This window comes from Exiguobacterium sp. s122 (assembly GCF_018618475.1).
Lineage (GTDB): Bacteria > Bacillota > Bacilli > Exiguobacteriales > Exiguobacteriaceae > Exiguobacterium > Exiguobacterium himgiriensis.
Map to the genome: position 1 here is coordinate 748,277 of NZ_JACSMD010000001.1, position 15,756 is coordinate 764,032.

Below are 15,756 nucleotides of genomic sequence, written 5' to 3' on the forward strand. Positions count from 1 at the left end.
GAGGAGGGTTTATATATGGAAACGATTGATCCAAAAGACATCACCCGCATCGCCGTCGTCGGCGCTGGCTGGGTCGGTATTAGTTTCGCTTACCAACTGTCTACGGCAGCACTCTGTGAGGAACTCGTCTTAATCGACTCCAATCACGCCAAGGCCGAAGGGGAGGCGATGGACCTGAACCACGGCATCTCGTTCGCCCCGAGCCCGGTCCGGATTTGGGCAGGGGACTATTCAGACTGTCGGGATGCAGACATCGTCGTGATCACGGCCGGTGCCGCTCAGAAGCTCGGACAGACGCAGATGGATCTCGCGGAACAAAACGCGACGGTCGTCCGAGACGTCACAAATCACGTCATGGCGAGTGGATTTGATGGTATTCTCGTCGTCGCGACGAACCCGGTAAACGTCATGGCGCACGTCGCCTGGAAAGCGTCCGGTTTACCGAAACGCCGGATCATCGGCTCAGGGACCGTCCTCGACACGGCGCGGCTTCGCTACAAGGTCGGCGAGTACTTCGACTTGTCCCCACGCAACTGCCACGTCTATTATATGGGCGAACACGGCGCCGGGGGCTTCGTCGCATGGGACAATGCACGGATTTATGGGAAGTCGATTGCCCAACTCTTAGCAGAGAATGACCAGTATAGCCAAGCGGACTTGGATGACATTTATCAACGCGTCCGCGACGCCGCCAACCAAATTATCGAATATAAGAGTGCGGCCTATTATGCGATTGGGCTTGGTCTCCTTCGTATCGTTCGGGCCGTCGTCCGAAATGAGAATTCGGTTGTGACAATCGGAGCGCATCTTGACGGCGAATACGGGGCATCCGGACTCCACATCGGGGTACCGGCCCTGATTGACCGGACCGGGATTCGTCAAATCATCGAGATCGATTTGACGGAGGACGAGCAACAACAATTCAATGCTTCGGTGGGGCGAATTCAACGCGCCATCGCGAACGTGGAATAAGAAAGGCCCGATTGCTTGGCAATCGGGCCTTTTGTTACGACGCTTTCTCTTCGGCGACGTCTTTTTTGTAATACTTCTCTGACGTAAAGAACTCGGTCGTCAGTCGCTTCACTTCACCGCTCAAGAGCAAGACGGCAATCATGTTCGGGATGAGGATCATTGCGAGCATCAAATCGAGGAAATTCCAAATCATTTGGGCACCCCCGATCGCACCGATGACGATGGAAGCGATGTAGACGATTTTCATAAAGAAGCCCGCCTTTAATCCGAATAAATACTCAGCTTGGCGTGAACCGTAAAAGATGATGACGATAATCGTCGACAAGACGAAGAAGATGAGTGAGATGGTGACGAGTAGACTGCCTGTATACCCAAAGTATTCACGGAACGCGATTGTCGTCAACGCAGCCGGATCACTCATTGCTCCGTCACGTGTCCAGACACCTGATGACAAGACAACGAAAGCTGTCGTACTACAAATGATGAGCGTATCAATGACGATTCCGATAACCGCCCAGAAACCTTGACGCACCGGATGATCGGTTTGCGCGGCCGCGTGGGCGATTGGCGCCGTACCAAGCCCGGCTTCGTTCGAATAAAGTCCGCGGGCAAAGCCCCAACGGATCGTCTCAGCGACAGCGGCACCAGCAAAACCACCGAGCGCGGCCATCGGCTGGAACGCATACGAGAAGATGAGTCCGAGCACGTCTGGAATTTGCGTGATGTTCATCAAAACGATGACGAGTCCAGCACCGACATACACGAGCGCCATGACGGGAACAACGATTTCCGTAACTTTTGCGATCCGTTTCAACCCACCAAATACGACGACACCGACAAGTGCGGCGACGAGGAGTCCTGTGATCAACGTGTTGCCGTTGAACGTCTCGCGCACGGCTGAACTGACGGCGTTGCCTTGTACCATGATGCTCGGGATGAGTTCAATCATGAGCGCGAAAGCGAACCAAGAGGCGAGCCATTTCATCTTCAAGCCTTTCGCCATGTAATAGACGGGTCCGCCGACGAACTCACCGGCCTCATTTTTCTCGCGATAGCGGACAGCGAGGACGCTCTCGGAGAATTTGATGGCCATTCCGACGACGGCGATGACCCACATCCAAAAAATCGCACCCGGTCCCCCGAACATAATCGCTGCTGGTACACCGATGATGTTCGCGGCACCGACTGTTGAAGACAAGGCAGATGTCAAGGCTTGTCGTGGACTGATGTCACCTTCACCTTTTGGTTTTTTGAACACACTGCCGAACGTTTGCTTCACTATGTATAACGGGTATCGAAATTGGAAAAAACCTAATCTAATCGTGAGAAAGATACCGGACAAGACGAGAAGGGAGATGATCGGGACACCCCAAAGCCAATCTGAAAACTTCGTTACGCTATCAATCAATACATTCACCGAATCACTCCTATACCATTATTTTACTTATATATTGTTTCCTATCTTTTAATCGATTAAACCTGATTGATCAAATTTAGAGGAGGAGAAGTTTATATGGCGATTGCAAAACGACTGATTGTATCTGGCCACGTCCAAGGAGTTGGGTTCCGTTACTTTACCCAATCGACCGCGCTCGCATATAAAGTGAAAGGATGGGTTCGCAACTTGAGTGACGGAACAGTTGAGATTCATGCCGAGGCGGAGGAGGAACAGTTCGACTCGTTTAAACAGGCGTTACGAGACGGGAATCGTTTCGTCGGGGTCGAACGAATCGAGGAAACAGATATAGCTGAAGAAGGGCATCGAAAATTCGATATCCGTTATTGACCAATTGTTCAACAAATTCCAATATAACGGCTTGACAACTGGGCTTGCTCTCTCAAACGAGGGAGCTTTTTGTGATGAAAAATCCACTTTTCCAAAAAATAAACATCTTTTTTGCAGATAGGGTGGTCAAAAAAAGTAAAGTGTGTATAATGAAATAGACCAAGCGCTTATTTGTCAGAAAATTTAGTCATTTAGTACGATTAATCACACGGAAGGTATTACAATGTATGTGGAGGTAGTTGTATGAAAAAATCGACATTATTCCCGTTAGCGTTTACGATTTTCGCGTTATTCTTCGGGGCCGGGAACTTACTGTTCCCACCGATGCTAGGGGCAATGGCGGGTGAGAACCTCATTCCGGCCATGATTGGCTTCGTCATTACTGGCGTTGGTCTCCCACTCCTAGCACTCTTCGCGGTTGCGCGAGTCGGTGGAGGGTCTGATCAAATCGCTCGGTATATTCCGAAGCGACTAGCGCTCCTTTTGACGGGACTAATGTACGTGGCAATCGGACCGTTCTTCGGGATTCCACGGACGGCAGCCGTCACGTATGAGATGGGACTTGCGCCGTTCTTAAGTGCACCATCGACGCTCACGCTCGCTCTCAGCTCAACTGTCTTCTTCGGATTGACATTCTTCTTGACGCTCCGTGCTCAGAAGTTGATTGAAATCATCGGTCGCATCATCACGCCAATCTTGTTGTTCTTGCTTGCGGCGATTGGAATCACGAACCTCGTGGCTCCTCTCGGGACGCCGTCAGCTCCGGCAGCAGGCTACGAGACGTGGATTGGAGCGCTCGGTGAAGGATTCAAACAAGGGTATTTGACGATGGACGTCTTCGGCGCTCTCGTCTTCGGGGCCATCGTACTCGTCACGCTTAAAGCGAACGGGATGTCTGATCAAAAAGAAGCGTCTTCGCTTCTTCGTACGTCAGGAATCCTTGCTGTCACGTGTTTGATGCTCGTCTATATCTCGCTCGGCTCAATCGGTGCGAATATGGCAGGCGTCACAGGGGCAACAGACGGTGCGACATTGCTTCAAACGTTTGCTGGCTCTTCATTCGGTCAAGTTGGAATGCTCGCTCTTGGAGCAGCCGTGTTCCTCGCTTGTTTGACGACAGCAGTTGGCCTGATCACAGAGTTCTCTCGTTTCATCAGCACGACGTTTAAGTCGCTTAAGTACTATCAAGTCGTGATCGCAACGACACTATTCGGCTACTTGATTTCTCTCGTCGGACTCAATACGTTGATTCAAATCGCCGTACCACTTCTCATTCTTTTATATCCAGTTATGATTGCACTCGTCCTCGTCTCAATCACAGAACGACTTCAACGCAACCCTCATGTTGCGATGAAAGCGACGGTTTATACGGCGCTCGTTCTCTCGCTCTTTGAGACGGTTCATAGCTTACAGCCAACAGTGGCTACGAATTGGATCACGAACTTGCCGATGGCGGATATCGGGCTCGCCTGGGCAGTTCCAACATTGATTGTGTATGTGATTACCTTGTTTCTTCCGAAACGACAGTCACGTGAACAACTCGTCCAATCACGAATCTCATAATTGAGTCAAACCCATCCTCTGGTCAAGGATGGGTTTTTTGCTGTCTTATCGTTTGCTCATTCCAATCCTGAACAAGTAAAATGAATAGATGAAAAGGAAGTGACAAACGTTGACTACAAAACAAAATAAACAATTGGCGATTCTCATGCTCAACATGTTCATCGCCGTCGCAGGTTTCGGTATTATCATCCCCATCATTCCCGACTATTTGAAGATGATCGGGGAAGGCGGGACGGCCGCCGGGCTGATGATTTCTGTTTTTGCCGGTGCCCAGTTGCTCATGTCGCCGGTTGCCGGAAAATGGGCCGATGTATATGGCCGTCGTCCGATGATCATCGCTGGGTTAATCGGCTTCACCGTGTCGATGGGAGTCTTTTACTTATCTGATAACTTGACCGTCTTACTTATTTCTCGGGCAATCGGGGGTGTCGGTGCGGCACTTCTCATCCCGGCAATCTTCGCCTACGTCGCCGATATCACGACGCTCCAGCAACGAGCAAAAGGAAACAGTTATATTTCCGCGGCAATGTCACTTGGTATCGTCATCGGGCCGGGAATCGGTGGGTTCTTTGCCGAGTTCGGACTGAAAGCGCCGCTTCTCTTATCGGCCATCGTATCGTTCGTCGCGGTGATTTCGTCCATCATTCTGTTGAAAGAACCGGACCGCGAAGTCGCGCCGGTCACGGCTGATAACGAATCGTTACCGCGCCAGCTCATCTCATCGACGAAGAAACCTTATTTCTTTGTACTCGTCATCAACTTGGTCATGGCGTTTGGGCTCATGGCGTATGAGTCGGTGCTCGGATTATTCGTAAGCGAGACGTTCAGTGCGACGCCGCAACAAATCGCGGTCATGATCACAGGAACAGGAATTGTCAGCGTCATCGTCCAGCTCTTTGCCGTCGACCGTCTCGTGTCATTGTTCGGGGAAATCAAAGTCGTCCTCATCTTCATCATGCTCGCGGCGCTCGGCTTCTTGTTCTCGCTGTTTGCGGGGTCATATGCCATTTTCTTCGCCGTCACGCTGATCATCTTCTTGTCGACGTCCATCCTTCGTCCAGTGCTCAACACGCTCGTATCGAAAATGGCCGACAAAGAACAAGGGTTCGCGATGGGGATGAATAACGCCTATATGAGTATCGGAAACATCGTCGGCCCGACGCTCGCTGGCATTGCATTTGATATTGATATGCGCTATCCGTTCATTATGGGTCTCGCCCTACTCTTAATCACGTTCGGGGGGACGCTGAACTGGACCAAACGGAAACGGGTCGCTACGTTCGAACAGTAAACGGAGGAGGGATGAACGATGATTTATATCGGTGTGACCGGGTGGGGAGACCATGATCTCCTCTATACGACCCCGGAAGAACGAAAACATAAACTGTCGACTTATGCCGGGCATTTTCCAACCGTAGAAGTGGATTCCTCGTTCTATGCGATTCAACCGGTTAAAAATTATGAGAAATGGAATCATGAGACACCGGACACGTTTCAGTTCGTCGTCAAAGTTTCCAGGGAAATGAGCGGACATGACCGAGAACCGAAATTGCCGCTCACCGAAATCTTCGAACGGTACCGGACTTCGGTCGAACCTTTGAAACAGGCCGGGAAGTTACGAGCAGTACTCGTTCAGCTCCCACCGTGGTTTGATGTTTCGAAACCGCATCTCGACTATTTGCGGACAATTCGTTCGGAACTCGCAGACTACGAGATTGCCATCGAGTTCCGCAATCCGACTTGGTTCTCGGAAGCGTTTCGTGACCGGACACTCGCTTTTTTGACCGAACAACGGTTCATTAATACGATTTGTGACGAACCGCAGACGAAAGAGAGTAGTATCCCGTTCGTGCCGGTCGTGACACATCCATCCGTCGCCGTCGTTCGTCTTCATGGCCGCAATACTTCTGGCTGGCTCCGAAAACCCGGGATGACGAGCCAAGAGTGGCGTCACGTCCGATGTTTGTACCGCTATAGTGAAGAAGAGTTGCAACAGTTGGCAGAAGCGCTTAAAAAAGTCGATGAAGATGCAGAGGAAGTGTACGTGTACTTCAACAACAACTCGGCCGGCGACGCTGTACCGAACGCGAAGCGCTTGATTGAGATTCTCGGTACCGAGTATGAACTTGCGCCGAGCCAAATCAGTTTGTTTTAAAAGAAAGGGGCGGCCATGGATACGATTTCGATTTTTCATTACAACGATTTACATTCAACCTTTCATGCGTGGCCACAACTCGTTTCATTTTTAAATGAACGCAGACAGGCGGACACGCTCGTCTTTGACCTTGGCGACCATGCCGACCGGACGAACCCGGCAACGGAAGTGACGAAAGGACACGCCAACGTTCGCCTGCTCAACGAAATCGAACCGACCGCAGTGACGATCGGAAATAATGAAGGGATTACGTTTCCACATGATTGGCTTGACGCGTTGTATGAGGACGCGACGTTCCCGGTGCTTCTTGCGAACGTATACCATCAAGACGGGACGCGTCCAGATTGGGTGACAGAAACGCTCGTCTTAGAACGGGCCGGTATGCGAGTCGGGCTATTCGGAGTGACCGCGCCTTATGAAGAGTTGTATCCTGAGCTCGGCTGGCAAGTCGAATCGCCGCATGAGGCGACGGCTCGCTCGCTCGAATTGCTGTCGGATTGTGATGTCATCATCGCGCTTAGCCATCTCGGGTTTTATGCCGATGAGCGGCTCGCTGAGGCGTTTCCGCAACTTGATGTCATCTTAGGGGCGCATACGCATCACGTACTCGACGATGGGGTCATGAAAAACGGGGTCTTAATCGCCCAAGCCGGGAAGTTTGGCAAATACGTTGGAGAAGTGACGCTTTCGATTGATGCAGGACGCGTCACCGAAAAGCGGGCCACGCTTCATGATTTGTCAGACCGGACGTTCGATCAAGCGACAGAGCAGATGCTAAAAGAGGAATTCACAACAGCGCAGCAGTTATTGGATGTGACCGTCGCCGTCACGCCGGGTTATGCGTCGGATTGGTTCGGTCCATCCCCGCTCGCGTCACTATTGGCAGAAGGATTGACAGAGTGGTGTGACGCCGAGGCTAGTGTCATTCCTTCCGGCGTACTCTTGGATCCGTTACCAGCAGGTGATGTCACACTCGACATGCTCCATCGGATTTGTCCACATCCGATTAATCCTTGTGTGTTGACGCTTGACGGGACGACACTCATCCGCTTTTTAGAAGACGTACACGAAGAAGCGTTCACATCGATGCACGTCCGTGGTCTCGGATTCCGCGGGACCGTGCTCGGATTGCCGGCGCTTCAAAACATCGAGTCGATTTCAGGGCAGTGGACGATTGCAGGGAAAGCGATTCAGGCGACGCATCGGTATCGCATCGCTACGGTCGATATGTTCACGTTTGGACCCCTGCTCCCGTATTTGGCCGAGCAACAAAAACGATACTTCATGCCGGAGCTGTTACGAGACGTACTGCAAGAGACGATTAAGCGTCATCACGTCCTTCGAAAAGGATGAGGCGGCAGAGGAGAGCGCATGATATGATAAGGATGTGGAGGTGTGAGTCATGATTAGAGTGAATCGCCACGGCTATACCGTCATCGAAGAAAAACGGGACGGGTTTGACGAAGAGGCGTTCATCGCGCGTTACAGCGATGTGCTCGATAAGTACGACTATATCGTCGGGGATTGGGGACATGGTCAGCTTCGTTTGAAAGGGTTTTACGAAGCCAAATCGAAGTTTGCCACGTACGATAATCGAATCGACCATATGATGGATTACGTGTATGAATACTGTAACTTCGGCTGTCCGTTCTTTGTGTTGAAAAAAGAGACGGAGATTGATGAGGCGGAAGACGGTCCGGTCTTTGGTGGAACGAAACAACCGCTCAAGTTGAAGCGGAAATTTAAAAAAGCAGAAGAAACCGAATCTACCGAAACATGACGCGCTGATGACATCAGCGCTTTTTTTGTTACAATCTTTTCCAAAGTGTTTCGTTTAGGTGAAAAGACGGTGTGACAGGTTTAGACCCTTAAAAATTGTGATACTTTGTTTATAAGATGTTCGTTCAGTGTTTTAAGGGTACGGAAGAGGTGAGTGGATGGAACACGCACATATGGCGACTGTCGGCGATCGTGACGACGTCCATAACCGGATTCACAATTTAGGGTTAGGACTGTTGACGATGTTGTTTTTCGGACTTGGAAGCATCATGACCTTTTATTTTACCGCCGCAGTAATCTTATTTGAAGTAACGCACGTCTTGTTCATCCGTCGCTTCGAATACCGACATGCATTTTTAAGAACGCGTCTGTTTAAAGCAACCTCACTTGTCGCGGTTGCGGTTGGCGTGCTCTTATTAATTTTATCGATGTCGCAATTTTTCTTAGGCAATGTGATGTATTGAAAGGGGAAAAGGGAAAACCTTTTTCCCTTTTTTCGCATTTTCATGAAACTTCTCAAGCTTTTTCACGTAAACTAAGAAAAGACTAAAATAAAAGGATGGATTTTATGACAGCACAATGGAAAAAACATGCGCGTGAAATGATGGCAGGGAAATGGTGGCTCCTCGCTGGAATCTTGATTGTGTTCACGGCGCTGAACACGATTCCACAAGTAATCTCCCCACCAATCGACCCGGATACAGTTCCGACGACGAACCAGTCAATCTTATCATTCGTTTCGGTTGTTTTATCACTATTAATTGCACCACTTTCGATCGGATGGTCATGGATTGCGCAAGATGTATCGCGTGGCGGTAAACCTGTCATCTCGACAATGTTCGCACCGTTCCGTAACAACTACGTGAAACACGTGCTCGCGCCGTTCTTGATGGGACTTTTTATTTTCTTATGGTCGTTGTTATTGGTGATTCCAGGGATTATCAAAGCGTTTTCTTACTCGCTCACATATTACGTGTTGCGAGACAATCCTGAACTGACAGCGCTCGAAGCGATCACCGAATCGCGCCGCTTGATGGACGGTCATAAGATGGAGGCGTTCAAGCTTGTCTTGTCGTTCATCGGCTGGTTCTTTGTCGGACTGTTTACACTTTTTATTGGTTTCTTGTTCATCTATCCGTACTTCTCGACGACGTACGCGACGTTCTACGATTCGATTCAAAAAGAACATCGTCCGGAACCCCAGTATATGACGGATCATTCATCGGACGTTCCGACTGGGTTTTAAATCTGTAAATAAATTAAGAAATGCGACTATCTCTTCATTACGAGATAGTCGCATTTTTATGCGGGCGGATAATGGTCTAACCCTTTATGAAAAGAAAAAGTATATCAGCAACGTAAATAAAACAAAGACATTCATATCATGTATTACATTTTAGTTTTAAAATCAAGACGATAAATGAATAACTTTGCTCCTTTGTTATAATAATTGCGCATTGTCTATCAGACTGAACTCACACAAAGGAGAAACGAATCTCATGCTCAGATTAATCACTCTCATGTTACTCACTTTCCTATTAACCCCAGCTACTTCTCTTGCAAGTTATACGTCGTCGCCTTCAACCCCCGGTGAAGAGGAAATGATGCATGAGTTACCGGATACGGTCAATACTACCGCTCGCGTTTTAGAAGTAATAGATGAAGGAACGGAAATCGATGACATGACGCAAGTGGAACGAGAGTTTCAACAAATGAACGTCGAAATTTTAACAGGCGAATTTAAAGGACAAGAAATCGAGGTCGTCGGCTACAATTATGTAGACGCGTATTATTCGAACAGTAACTTTTGGTTTAAAGAAGGGGAACGGATCACCATTGGATTACAGGTTGAAAACGGTGAAATCACTCGCGCCTATCCAGTTGGATATACGCGTGATGTCCCTTCCTATATACTAGGCGGGCTGTTCATCGCACTGTTACTCTTCTTTGGTAAGATGAAAGGTTTAAAGTCGGTGATTACGTTAGGGCTGACCGTCTTCATTCTTTTCAAGTTTATGATTCCTTATCTGTTGGAAGGGTATAATCCAGTCTTACTCGTCCTCGTTACCGGTGCGATTGTCACGACGCTCACGTTCTTGATCGTGAGCGGGATTTCCCGGAAAACGTTTGCTGCGATTACCGGGACCGTGGGCGGATTAGGAGCAGCGGCTTTCATCTCCTTTCTATTCATGAGCCTGATGAAACTATCCGGTTTTCACGGAGAAGAAGAAGTCATGCTCGGCATGCTCGATTCGGAACAGTCGATTGACCTTTCAGGACTGTTACTAGCCGGCATTATCATCGGTGCATTAGGCGCGGTCATGGATGTCGCGATTTCGATTGCCTCATCACTTGAAGAAATAAAACGCAATCATAAAAAGGCGACGTACAAAGACCTGTTTAAGTCCGGAATGAACGTAGGCGGAGACATCATGGGTACGATGGCGAACACGTTAATTCTTGCTTATGTCGGTGCCTCTCTTCCTATTCTTTTATTAATGAACGCGTATGAGTATCCATTCGGTGAATTGATTCATATGGAAATCTTTACAGTCGAAATTTTAAGGACGCTTGCCGGAAGTATCGGTCTCGTACTTGCCATCCCAATCACTGCGCTTGTCTCGGCCTTCCTATTAAGTAAAGGGGAAATTCAGACAGCACAAGATAAAACGATTGTAGTCGGTGACCGTAACACAGGTTCATGACGAACATCCGGGTATCCGTTATTTAATTGAATTCAAGTGGCTCCGGTATTGCTCCGGAGCCACTTTTTCGGTCTTCGTACATGAGACAATGGACGATGGAACGCGTTCAGACAAAAAAACCTGGAGGCGTATCCTTTGTAAAGAGGACTGCCATCCAGGGTTCAGTTCAGCTTACATCCATCAGACGTTCACCGGTTGTTTCTGTAAATACGGTTTGAGCGAGAGCGTATGCTCGGCGACGACTTTTCGAATCGTCTTCGTCTTCGAGCGCATGACGAGCGACGTCGTTTCGACGATATCATCCGTTAAGAACTTGACGCCATCGAGCAGTTCACCCGTCGTGACACCGGTTGCGGCGAAGATGCAGTCGTCACTCTTGACGAGGTCATCGAGCGTGAGCAATTGGAGCGGATCTTCCATCCCCATCGAGATGACACGTGCCGTCTCTTCTTCGTTCATCGGGTGCAGACGCGCTTGCATATCGCCACCGAGCGCCTTGACGGCTGCTGCCGTGATGACGCCTTCCGGTGCGCCGCCCGTCGAGATGAAGATATCGATCGGATTTGATTTAACGGCTGCGGCGATTCCGGCCGACACGTCACCATCTTCGAATAGCTTGACGCGGGCGCCCATTTGAATGGCTGCTTGGCGTAAATGCTCATGACGATCACGGTCCTGCATGATGACCGTCACTTCCTCGATCCGTTTTCCGTTATAAAGAGCGGCTTTCTCGATGATCGATTCGAGCGGCTCATCGAGCGAGACTTTCCCTTTCAAGTTCGGTCCGACGACAAGTTTGTCCATATACATATCTGGTGCGTGGAGGAGGGCACCTTTATCTGCGACCGCGATGACGACCATCGCGTCCCCGAGACCTTTGGCGACAATCGATGTCCCCTCAAGCGGGTCAACAGCGATATCGACTTTCGGTCCAAACGTCGTCCCGAGACGCTCGCCGATATAGAGCATCGGTGCCTCATCGAGTTCGCCTTCGCCGATGACGACCGTCGCATCCATGTTGACCGTGCCGAGCACTTCCCGCATCGCTGACGTCGCTGCATCGTCGGCTTCATTTTTCTGACCGCGACCGATCCATTTTGATGAGGCGAGTGCTGCCGCTTCTGTTGCCCGTACGATTTCTAACGCTAATTCTCGTTCCATAGTGTTGTACCCTCCACGTAAGCTCTATTTAATGTGACATACTAATTAAAGTGTTTATCCGTGAATTAGTGTATCACAATAAAATAAATGATGTAAATAGGGGAGTTTCTTTTCTCATTCTTTAAAAACGATTATGATAAAGAGCAGGGGGGATTCGAATGTATTTTGTGAATAGAGAAAAAATCAATGCGACATTGGCCCATATGGAATCGATGCTCGACCGAATCGATGGACTCGTCGGGGACGCGTTCACGGTCGAACTGGCAAAGGAACGGCTCGCCGTCCACTTGATGGAGGGCGTCATTGACGTCGGGAACTCGATGATTGACGGCTTCATTATGCGTGACCCGGGGAGTTATGAGGACATCGTCGATATTTTGCTTGATGAGCGTGTACTCGATGCGAAAACCGCGGAAGCGACGAAGGCGTTGGTAGCGTTACGGGCGTATTACGTCCGTGAGTTCGTGACTTCGGATAGCACAAAGTTTGATGATTGGGCAGCCGTCTCGTTACAAGACTTCCGAGCGTTCCCGGACCAGGTCCGCCGATACCTCGAAGTCGAGCTCGGACCCGTGTCGGCATTTCTACCAGAAAGTGAGTGATTGGATGGATTCGATTAAAGGATATTTGTTTGACTTAGACGGAACGCTGTATGCCGGGACTGAACCGATTAAAGCAGCGGTCGATTTCGTGAATCGATTGGAGGCGACGGGGTTCCCGTACTTATTCGTGACGAATAACGCCTCGATGACACCGGCCCAAGTCGCGGACAAACTCGTCCGAATGGGTGTCCATGTGACACCGGAGCACGTTTTGACGAGTGCGATGGCGACAGCACGATATATTGAAAAGATGACGCCAGGGGCGACAATCTATATGATCGGGGAAGACGGACTTCGCATCGCGTTAGAAGAGCGCGGTTTTACCATAACGGACGAGCCGAAAGCGGATTATGTTGTGATTGGACTTGACCGTCATATTACTTATGAGAAGTTAGCGAAAGGGGCGCTCGCGATTCGAGGCGGAGCGCGGTTCATCTCGACGAACGGGGATATCGCCATTCCGACCGAACGCGGCTTTTTACCAGGAAACGGGGCGCTCACGTCCGTGCTTGCTGTCACGACTGAGAAAGACCCGTTCTTCATCGGTAAACCAGAACCGGTCATGGTCGATATCGCGTTAGAAATGATCGGTCTTTCAAAAGAAGAAGTCGTCATGGTCGGCGATAACTACCACACAGACATTTTATTTGGTATCAACGGTGGGATTCAAACGCTTCATGTCAATTCAGGCGTCCATGGACCTGCGTTCATCCAAGCACAAGAAAAGCTCCCGACCTATATGGTCGAGAGCCTAGATGAATGGATTCACGAAAAAAAGGGATGACGCACGTCTCCCTTTTTGCTTAGAATACTTGTTCTACTTCAACGATGCCGGCTACTTCTTCGATGAGCGCGCGCTCAATCCCGGCTTTCAATGTGATTGTCGAAGACGGGCAGCTGCCGCAAGCACCCATCAAACGGAGTTTGACAATGCCTTCTTCTACGTCAACGAGTTCGACGTCACCGCCGTCGCGAAGCAAGAACGGGCGTAATTTATCGAGTACTTCTTGGACTTGATCGAACATTTCCATGGTATCTACCCCTTTCTGGTTCTCTTTTATTCTAGCAAGTTTGAGAGTGTTTCTCAATCATTAACGCTGAGCGTTTTGTGGCGATGGCAATCCATGAGTTTTGTATAATAGAAGAGAAGAGGGGGAATGAACATGAAAATCACGGTGTATGGGGCCGAAGTGCAGTGTGCGAGCTGTGTCGGGGCACCGAGTTCAATCGAGACATATGAATGGTTGCAAAGCGCACTCGGACGAAAGTATCCAGAACATAACTTTGAATTTGAATACATCGATTTTGAGACGGTCGATGATGAGATTTCCGAGGCGATTAAACAAGATGAGTGGTTTTATCCGCTCGTCCTTTTGAACGGCGAAGTCGTGGACGAAGGGGTCGTCCAGCTTCGAAAAGTGTATGCCGCCATTGAACAAGCATAAAAAAGAGTCGGACGCGTCCATAGATGCGTCCGGCTCTTTTGTTTAACGAAGTTGGAATGATGTCGTCGCCGATCCGGCTGTGTAGCCTGTGAGCGTCGCGTCAGATTTTACTTGGTACGTCCCTTTGACAGATGAAGACGTTGTTGAAAGTGTGAACGTGATGGATCCGTTCGAGGCCGTTTTCCCTGTCCCAGTCAACGTCGCGCCGTTCGGTTGCGTGACCGTCACGCGAACGTCCGCATTGGCGACAGCTTGACCGTTCGAATTACGGACCGTCGAAGTGATGGACACTTGCTCGCCAGCCGTGTAGATGGCTTTTGACGTGGTGACCGTCGCAGAGAGTGCCTGGACCGGCTGTGATGTGCCGCCTGAAGCTGGCGCTTGAACGAGCCCGTTACCGAACCACGTGTCGCGGCCAGTCGGACCAAGGTCAATCACGTCTTGCGACAAGCGTGTGCGAAGCTGTGAAGCCGTAAGTGACGGGTAAGCTTGTTTCATGAGCGCCAAGTTACCGGCAACGTAAGGCGTCGCCATCGACGTTCCGCTCATCGGGCCGTAGCCACCGTTTGAGAGGGTCGAATTGATGCTGACGCCTGGAGCGGCGACTTCGACTGTGCTACCTGTCGCTGAGAACGAGGCACGGTTGTTGTTGATATCCGTCGCTGCGACTGCGATGGCCGAGCTGTAACGAGCCGGGTAGTTGACGAGGTCGCCTGTACCATCAGCGCGTCCATTGTTACCTGCCGCCGCGACAACGAGAATGCCTGCATTATTGGCACGGTCAACGACTTGTTGAAGCGTAGTCGACGGACTTGTTGTCCCTAAACTCAAGTTGATGATGTCCATTTGATTCGAGATGGACCAGTCAATTCCCGCGATGATGCTCGATAAGCTCCCGCTACCGTTCGCTTCAAGTGCCTTGACGGCATAAATGCTTGCTTCGTGCGCAATCCCGACCGTCCCGATGCTGTTGTTACGAGCGGCGATAATCCCGGCAACGTGAGTCCCGTGACCGTTGTCGTCGGCGTATGAGCTTGTCACACTGCTGAATGAAGCACCACCCGAGATGGTCAAGTCAGGGTGTTGTGAAATCCCGGTATCCACGACAGAGATTTTGACGCCTTTTCCTGTGAAGCCACTTTGCCATGCGGCAGGGGCTTTCAACTTGGCGATGCCCCAGTCTTGAGTTTGATTTTCGATTTGTACGGTCTGATCGAGCTCGACGTGGGCGATGTTCGGGTTGTTCTTCAACCCAGCAAGGGCAGCTTTCGGCACTTCGAGTGCGGCGGCCGGGATGTTCGCGTACTGCTGACGCACTTCAAGTCCTTGAATAGAAAGTGGGTTCTTCTTAGCCGAGTCTTTGAATACGACGATGACACGCTCTTTTCCGTTATCACTTGACGCATCCGCGATTTGTGGAGCAGATGACAAAACGAGAAGTGAGGCAAGGACAGTGCTGCAAAGTTTCTTCTTCTTCAATGTGGTTCCCCCTTGAGATGATTTTGGCACGTTGCCATCTGATTCTAGGTCGCTCGAGCTGGAGAATTAAATGACTAGGTAGCCGTGACAATAATGTAACAAGTATTTC

17 protein-coding genes are annotated in these 15,756 nt (G+C 50.0%); 13 read left to right on the plus strand and 4 right to left on the minus strand.

Annotated elements, in window-relative coordinates; translation table 11 throughout:
- Positions 1-15: 15 nt before the first annotated feature.
- The gene (locus tag KNP92_RS03825; protein ID WP_214837392.1) at positions 16-972 is read left to right on the plus strand and encodes an L-lactate dehydrogenase; all 957 of its coding nucleotides are present in this window, start codon (positions 16-18) and stop codon (positions 970-972) included.
- Positions 973-1,006: 34 nt separating this feature from the next.
- Here the strand turns inward: KNP92_RS03825 and KNP92_RS03830 are convergent, their stop codons facing one another.
- Positions 1,007-2,389 (minus strand): alanine/glycine:cation symporter family protein, encoded by a 1,383-nt coding sequence (locus tag KNP92_RS03830; protein ID WP_214837395.1) that lies wholly within the window; start codon positions 2,387-2,389, stop codon positions 1,007-1,009.
- Positions 2,390-2,485: 96 nt separating this feature from the next.
- Here KNP92_RS03830 and KNP92_RS03835 point away from each other — a divergent pair, with 96 nt between their 5' ends.
- From KNP92_RS03835 to KNP92_RS03875, 9 genes are all read left to right on the plus strand, one after another.
- A complete protein-coding gene (locus tag KNP92_RS03835) occupies positions 2,486-2,758 on the plus strand; it encodes an acylphosphatase (protein ID WP_214837400.1) in 273 nt (90 codons plus the stop codon).
- 243 nt (positions 2,759-3,001) lie between these two features.
- Entirely contained in the window at positions 3,002-4,321 is a 1,320-nt protein-coding gene (brnQ, locus tag KNP92_RS03840) for a branched-chain amino acid transport system II carrier protein (RefSeq protein WP_214837402.1), read from the plus strand.
- Between the two features lie 109 nt (positions 4,322-4,430).
- Positions 4,431-5,612, plus strand: coding sequence for an MFS transporter (locus KNP92_RS03845; RefSeq protein ID WP_214837405.1), 1,182 nt, complete (start codon positions 4,431-4,433; stop codon positions 5,610-5,612).
- A gap of 18 nt (positions 5,613-5,630) precedes the next feature.
- A complete protein-coding gene (locus KNP92_RS03850) occupies positions 5,631-6,476 on the plus strand; it encodes a DUF72 domain-containing protein (RefSeq protein ID WP_214837408.1) in 846 nt (281 codons plus the stop codon).
- Between the two features lie 15 nt (positions 6,477-6,491).
- Entirely contained in the window at positions 6,492-7,829 is a 1,338-nt protein-coding gene (locus tag KNP92_RS03855; RefSeq protein ID WP_214837411.1) for a bifunctional metallophosphatase/5'-nucleotidase, read from the plus strand.
- 49 nt (positions 7,830-7,878) lie between these two features.
- Positions 7,879-8,256, plus strand: coding sequence for a YutD family protein (locus KNP92_RS03860; RefSeq protein WP_214837414.1), 378 nt, complete (start codon positions 7,879-7,881; stop codon positions 8,254-8,256).
- Positions 8,257-8,413: 157 nt separating this feature from the next.
- Entirely contained in the window at positions 8,414-8,719 is a 306-nt protein-coding gene (locus KNP92_RS03865) for a hypothetical protein (RefSeq protein ID WP_214837417.1), read from the plus strand.
- Between the two features lie 104 nt (positions 8,720-8,823).
- On the plus strand, positions 8,824-9,501 hold the full coding sequence (locus tag KNP92_RS03870) for a DUF975 family protein (RefSeq protein WP_214837434.1): 678 nt from the start codon (positions 8,824-8,826) through the stop codon (positions 9,499-9,501).
- Between the two features lie 358 nt (positions 9,502-9,859).
- A complete protein-coding gene (locus KNP92_RS03875) occupies positions 9,860-10,960 on the plus strand; it encodes a YibE/F family protein (protein ID WP_214837437.1) in 1,101 nt (366 codons plus the stop codon).
- Positions 10,961-11,140: 180 nt separating this feature from the next.
- On the opposite strand, the gene glpX is transcribed toward KNP92_RS03875, so the two are convergent.
- Entirely contained in the window at positions 11,141-12,121 is a 981-nt protein-coding gene (gene glpX, locus KNP92_RS03880) for a class II fructose-bisphosphatase (protein WP_214837440.1), read from the minus strand.
- Positions 12,122-12,279: 158 nt separating this feature from the next.
- Between glpX and KNP92_RS03885 the strand changes: the two genes are divergently transcribed.
- Both KNP92_RS03885 and KNP92_RS03890 read left to right on the plus strand, forming a co-directional pair.
- Positions 12,280-12,723 carry a DUF86 domain-containing protein gene (locus KNP92_RS03885; RefSeq protein WP_214837443.1) on the plus strand — a complete coding sequence of 148 codons (444 nt, stop codon included), beginning with the start codon at positions 12,280-12,282 and terminating at the stop codon, positions 12,721-12,723.
- Positions 12,724-12,727: 4 nt separating this feature from the next.
- Positions 12,728-13,507 (plus strand): TIGR01457 family HAD-type hydrolase, encoded by a 780-nt coding sequence (locus tag KNP92_RS03890; RefSeq protein WP_214840190.1) that lies wholly within the window; start codon positions 12,728-12,730, stop codon positions 13,505-13,507.
- A 19-nt stretch (positions 13,508-13,526) separates the two neighbouring features.
- Here the strand turns inward: KNP92_RS03890 and KNP92_RS03895 are convergent, their stop codons facing one another.
- Positions 13,527-13,754: a NifU family protein gene (locus KNP92_RS03895; protein ID WP_214837446.1), complete on the minus strand. Its 228-nt coding sequence runs from the start codon at positions 13,752-13,754 to the stop codon at positions 13,527-13,529.
- Between the two features lie 126 nt (positions 13,755-13,880).
- On the opposite strand from KNP92_RS03895, the gene KNP92_RS03900 reads away from it, so the two are divergent.
- Positions 13,881-14,168, plus strand: coding sequence for a YuzD family protein (locus KNP92_RS03900; protein ID WP_214837449.1), 288 nt, complete (start codon positions 13,881-13,883; stop codon positions 14,166-14,168).
- Between the two features lie 42 nt (positions 14,169-14,210).
- Here the strand turns inward: KNP92_RS03900 and KNP92_RS03905 are convergent, their stop codons facing one another.
- Positions 14,211-15,647 carry a S8 family serine peptidase gene (locus tag KNP92_RS03905; RefSeq protein ID WP_214837452.1) on the minus strand — a complete coding sequence of 479 codons (1,437 nt, stop codon included), beginning with the start codon at positions 15,645-15,647 and terminating at the stop codon, positions 14,211-14,213.
- Positions 15,648-15,756: the final 109 nt, after the last annotated feature.

What these genes read in the sequence shown, in the direction of transcription:
- KNP92_RS03895 (WP_214837446.1), bottom strand. Translation starts at nt 13,754, where the DNA reads ATGGAAATGTTCGATCAAGTCCAAGAAGTACTCGATAAATTACGCCCG.
- KNP92_RS03875 (WP_214837437.1), top strand. Translation starts at nt 9,860, where the DNA reads ATGCATGAGTTACCGGATACGGTCAATACTACCGCTCGCGTTTTAGAA.
- KNP92_RS03870 (WP_214837434.1), top strand. Translation starts at nt 8,824, where the DNA reads ATGACAGCACAATGGAAAAAACATGCGCGTGAAATGATGGCAGGGAAA.
- brnQ (WP_214837402.1), top strand. Translation starts at nt 3,002, where the DNA reads ATGAAAAAATCGACATTATTCCCGTTAGCGTTTACGATTTTCGCGTTA.
- KNP92_RS03885 (WP_214837443.1), top strand. Translation starts at nt 12,280, where the DNA reads ATGTATTTTGTGAATAGAGAAAAAATCAATGCGACATTGGCCCATATG.
- KNP92_RS03850 (WP_214837408.1), top strand. Translation starts at nt 5,631, where the DNA reads ATGATTTATATCGGTGTGACCGGGTGGGGAGACCATGATCTCCTCTAT.
- KNP92_RS03890 (WP_214840190.1), top strand. Translation starts at nt 12,728, where the DNA reads ATGGATTCGATTAAAGGATATTTGTTTGACTTAGACGGAACGCTGTAT.
- KNP92_RS03825 (WP_214837392.1), top strand. Translation starts at nt 16, where the DNA reads ATGGAAACGATTGATCCAAAAGACATCACCCGCATCGCCGTCGTCGGC.
- KNP92_RS03855 (WP_214837411.1), top strand. Translation starts at nt 6,492, where the DNA reads ATGGATACGATTTCGATTTTTCATTACAACGATTTACATTCAACCTTT.
- KNP92_RS03865 (WP_214837417.1), top strand. Translation starts at nt 8,414, where the DNA reads ATGGAACACGCACATATGGCGACTGTCGGCGATCGTGACGACGTCCAT.
- KNP92_RS03835 (WP_214837400.1), top strand. Translation starts at nt 2,486, where the DNA reads ATGGCGATTGCAAAACGACTGATTGTATCTGGCCACGTCCAAGGAGTT.
- KNP92_RS03860 (WP_214837414.1), top strand. Translation starts at nt 7,879, where the DNA reads ATGATTAGAGTGAATCGCCACGGCTATACCGTCATCGAAGAAAAACGG.
- KNP92_RS03900 (WP_214837449.1), top strand. Translation starts at nt 13,881, where the DNA reads ATGAACATGAAAATCACGGTGTATGGGGCCGAAGTGCAGTGTGCGAGC.
- glpX (WP_214837440.1), bottom strand. Translation starts at nt 12,121, where the DNA reads ATGGAACGAGAATTAGCGTTAGAAATCGTACGGGCAACAGAAGCGGCA.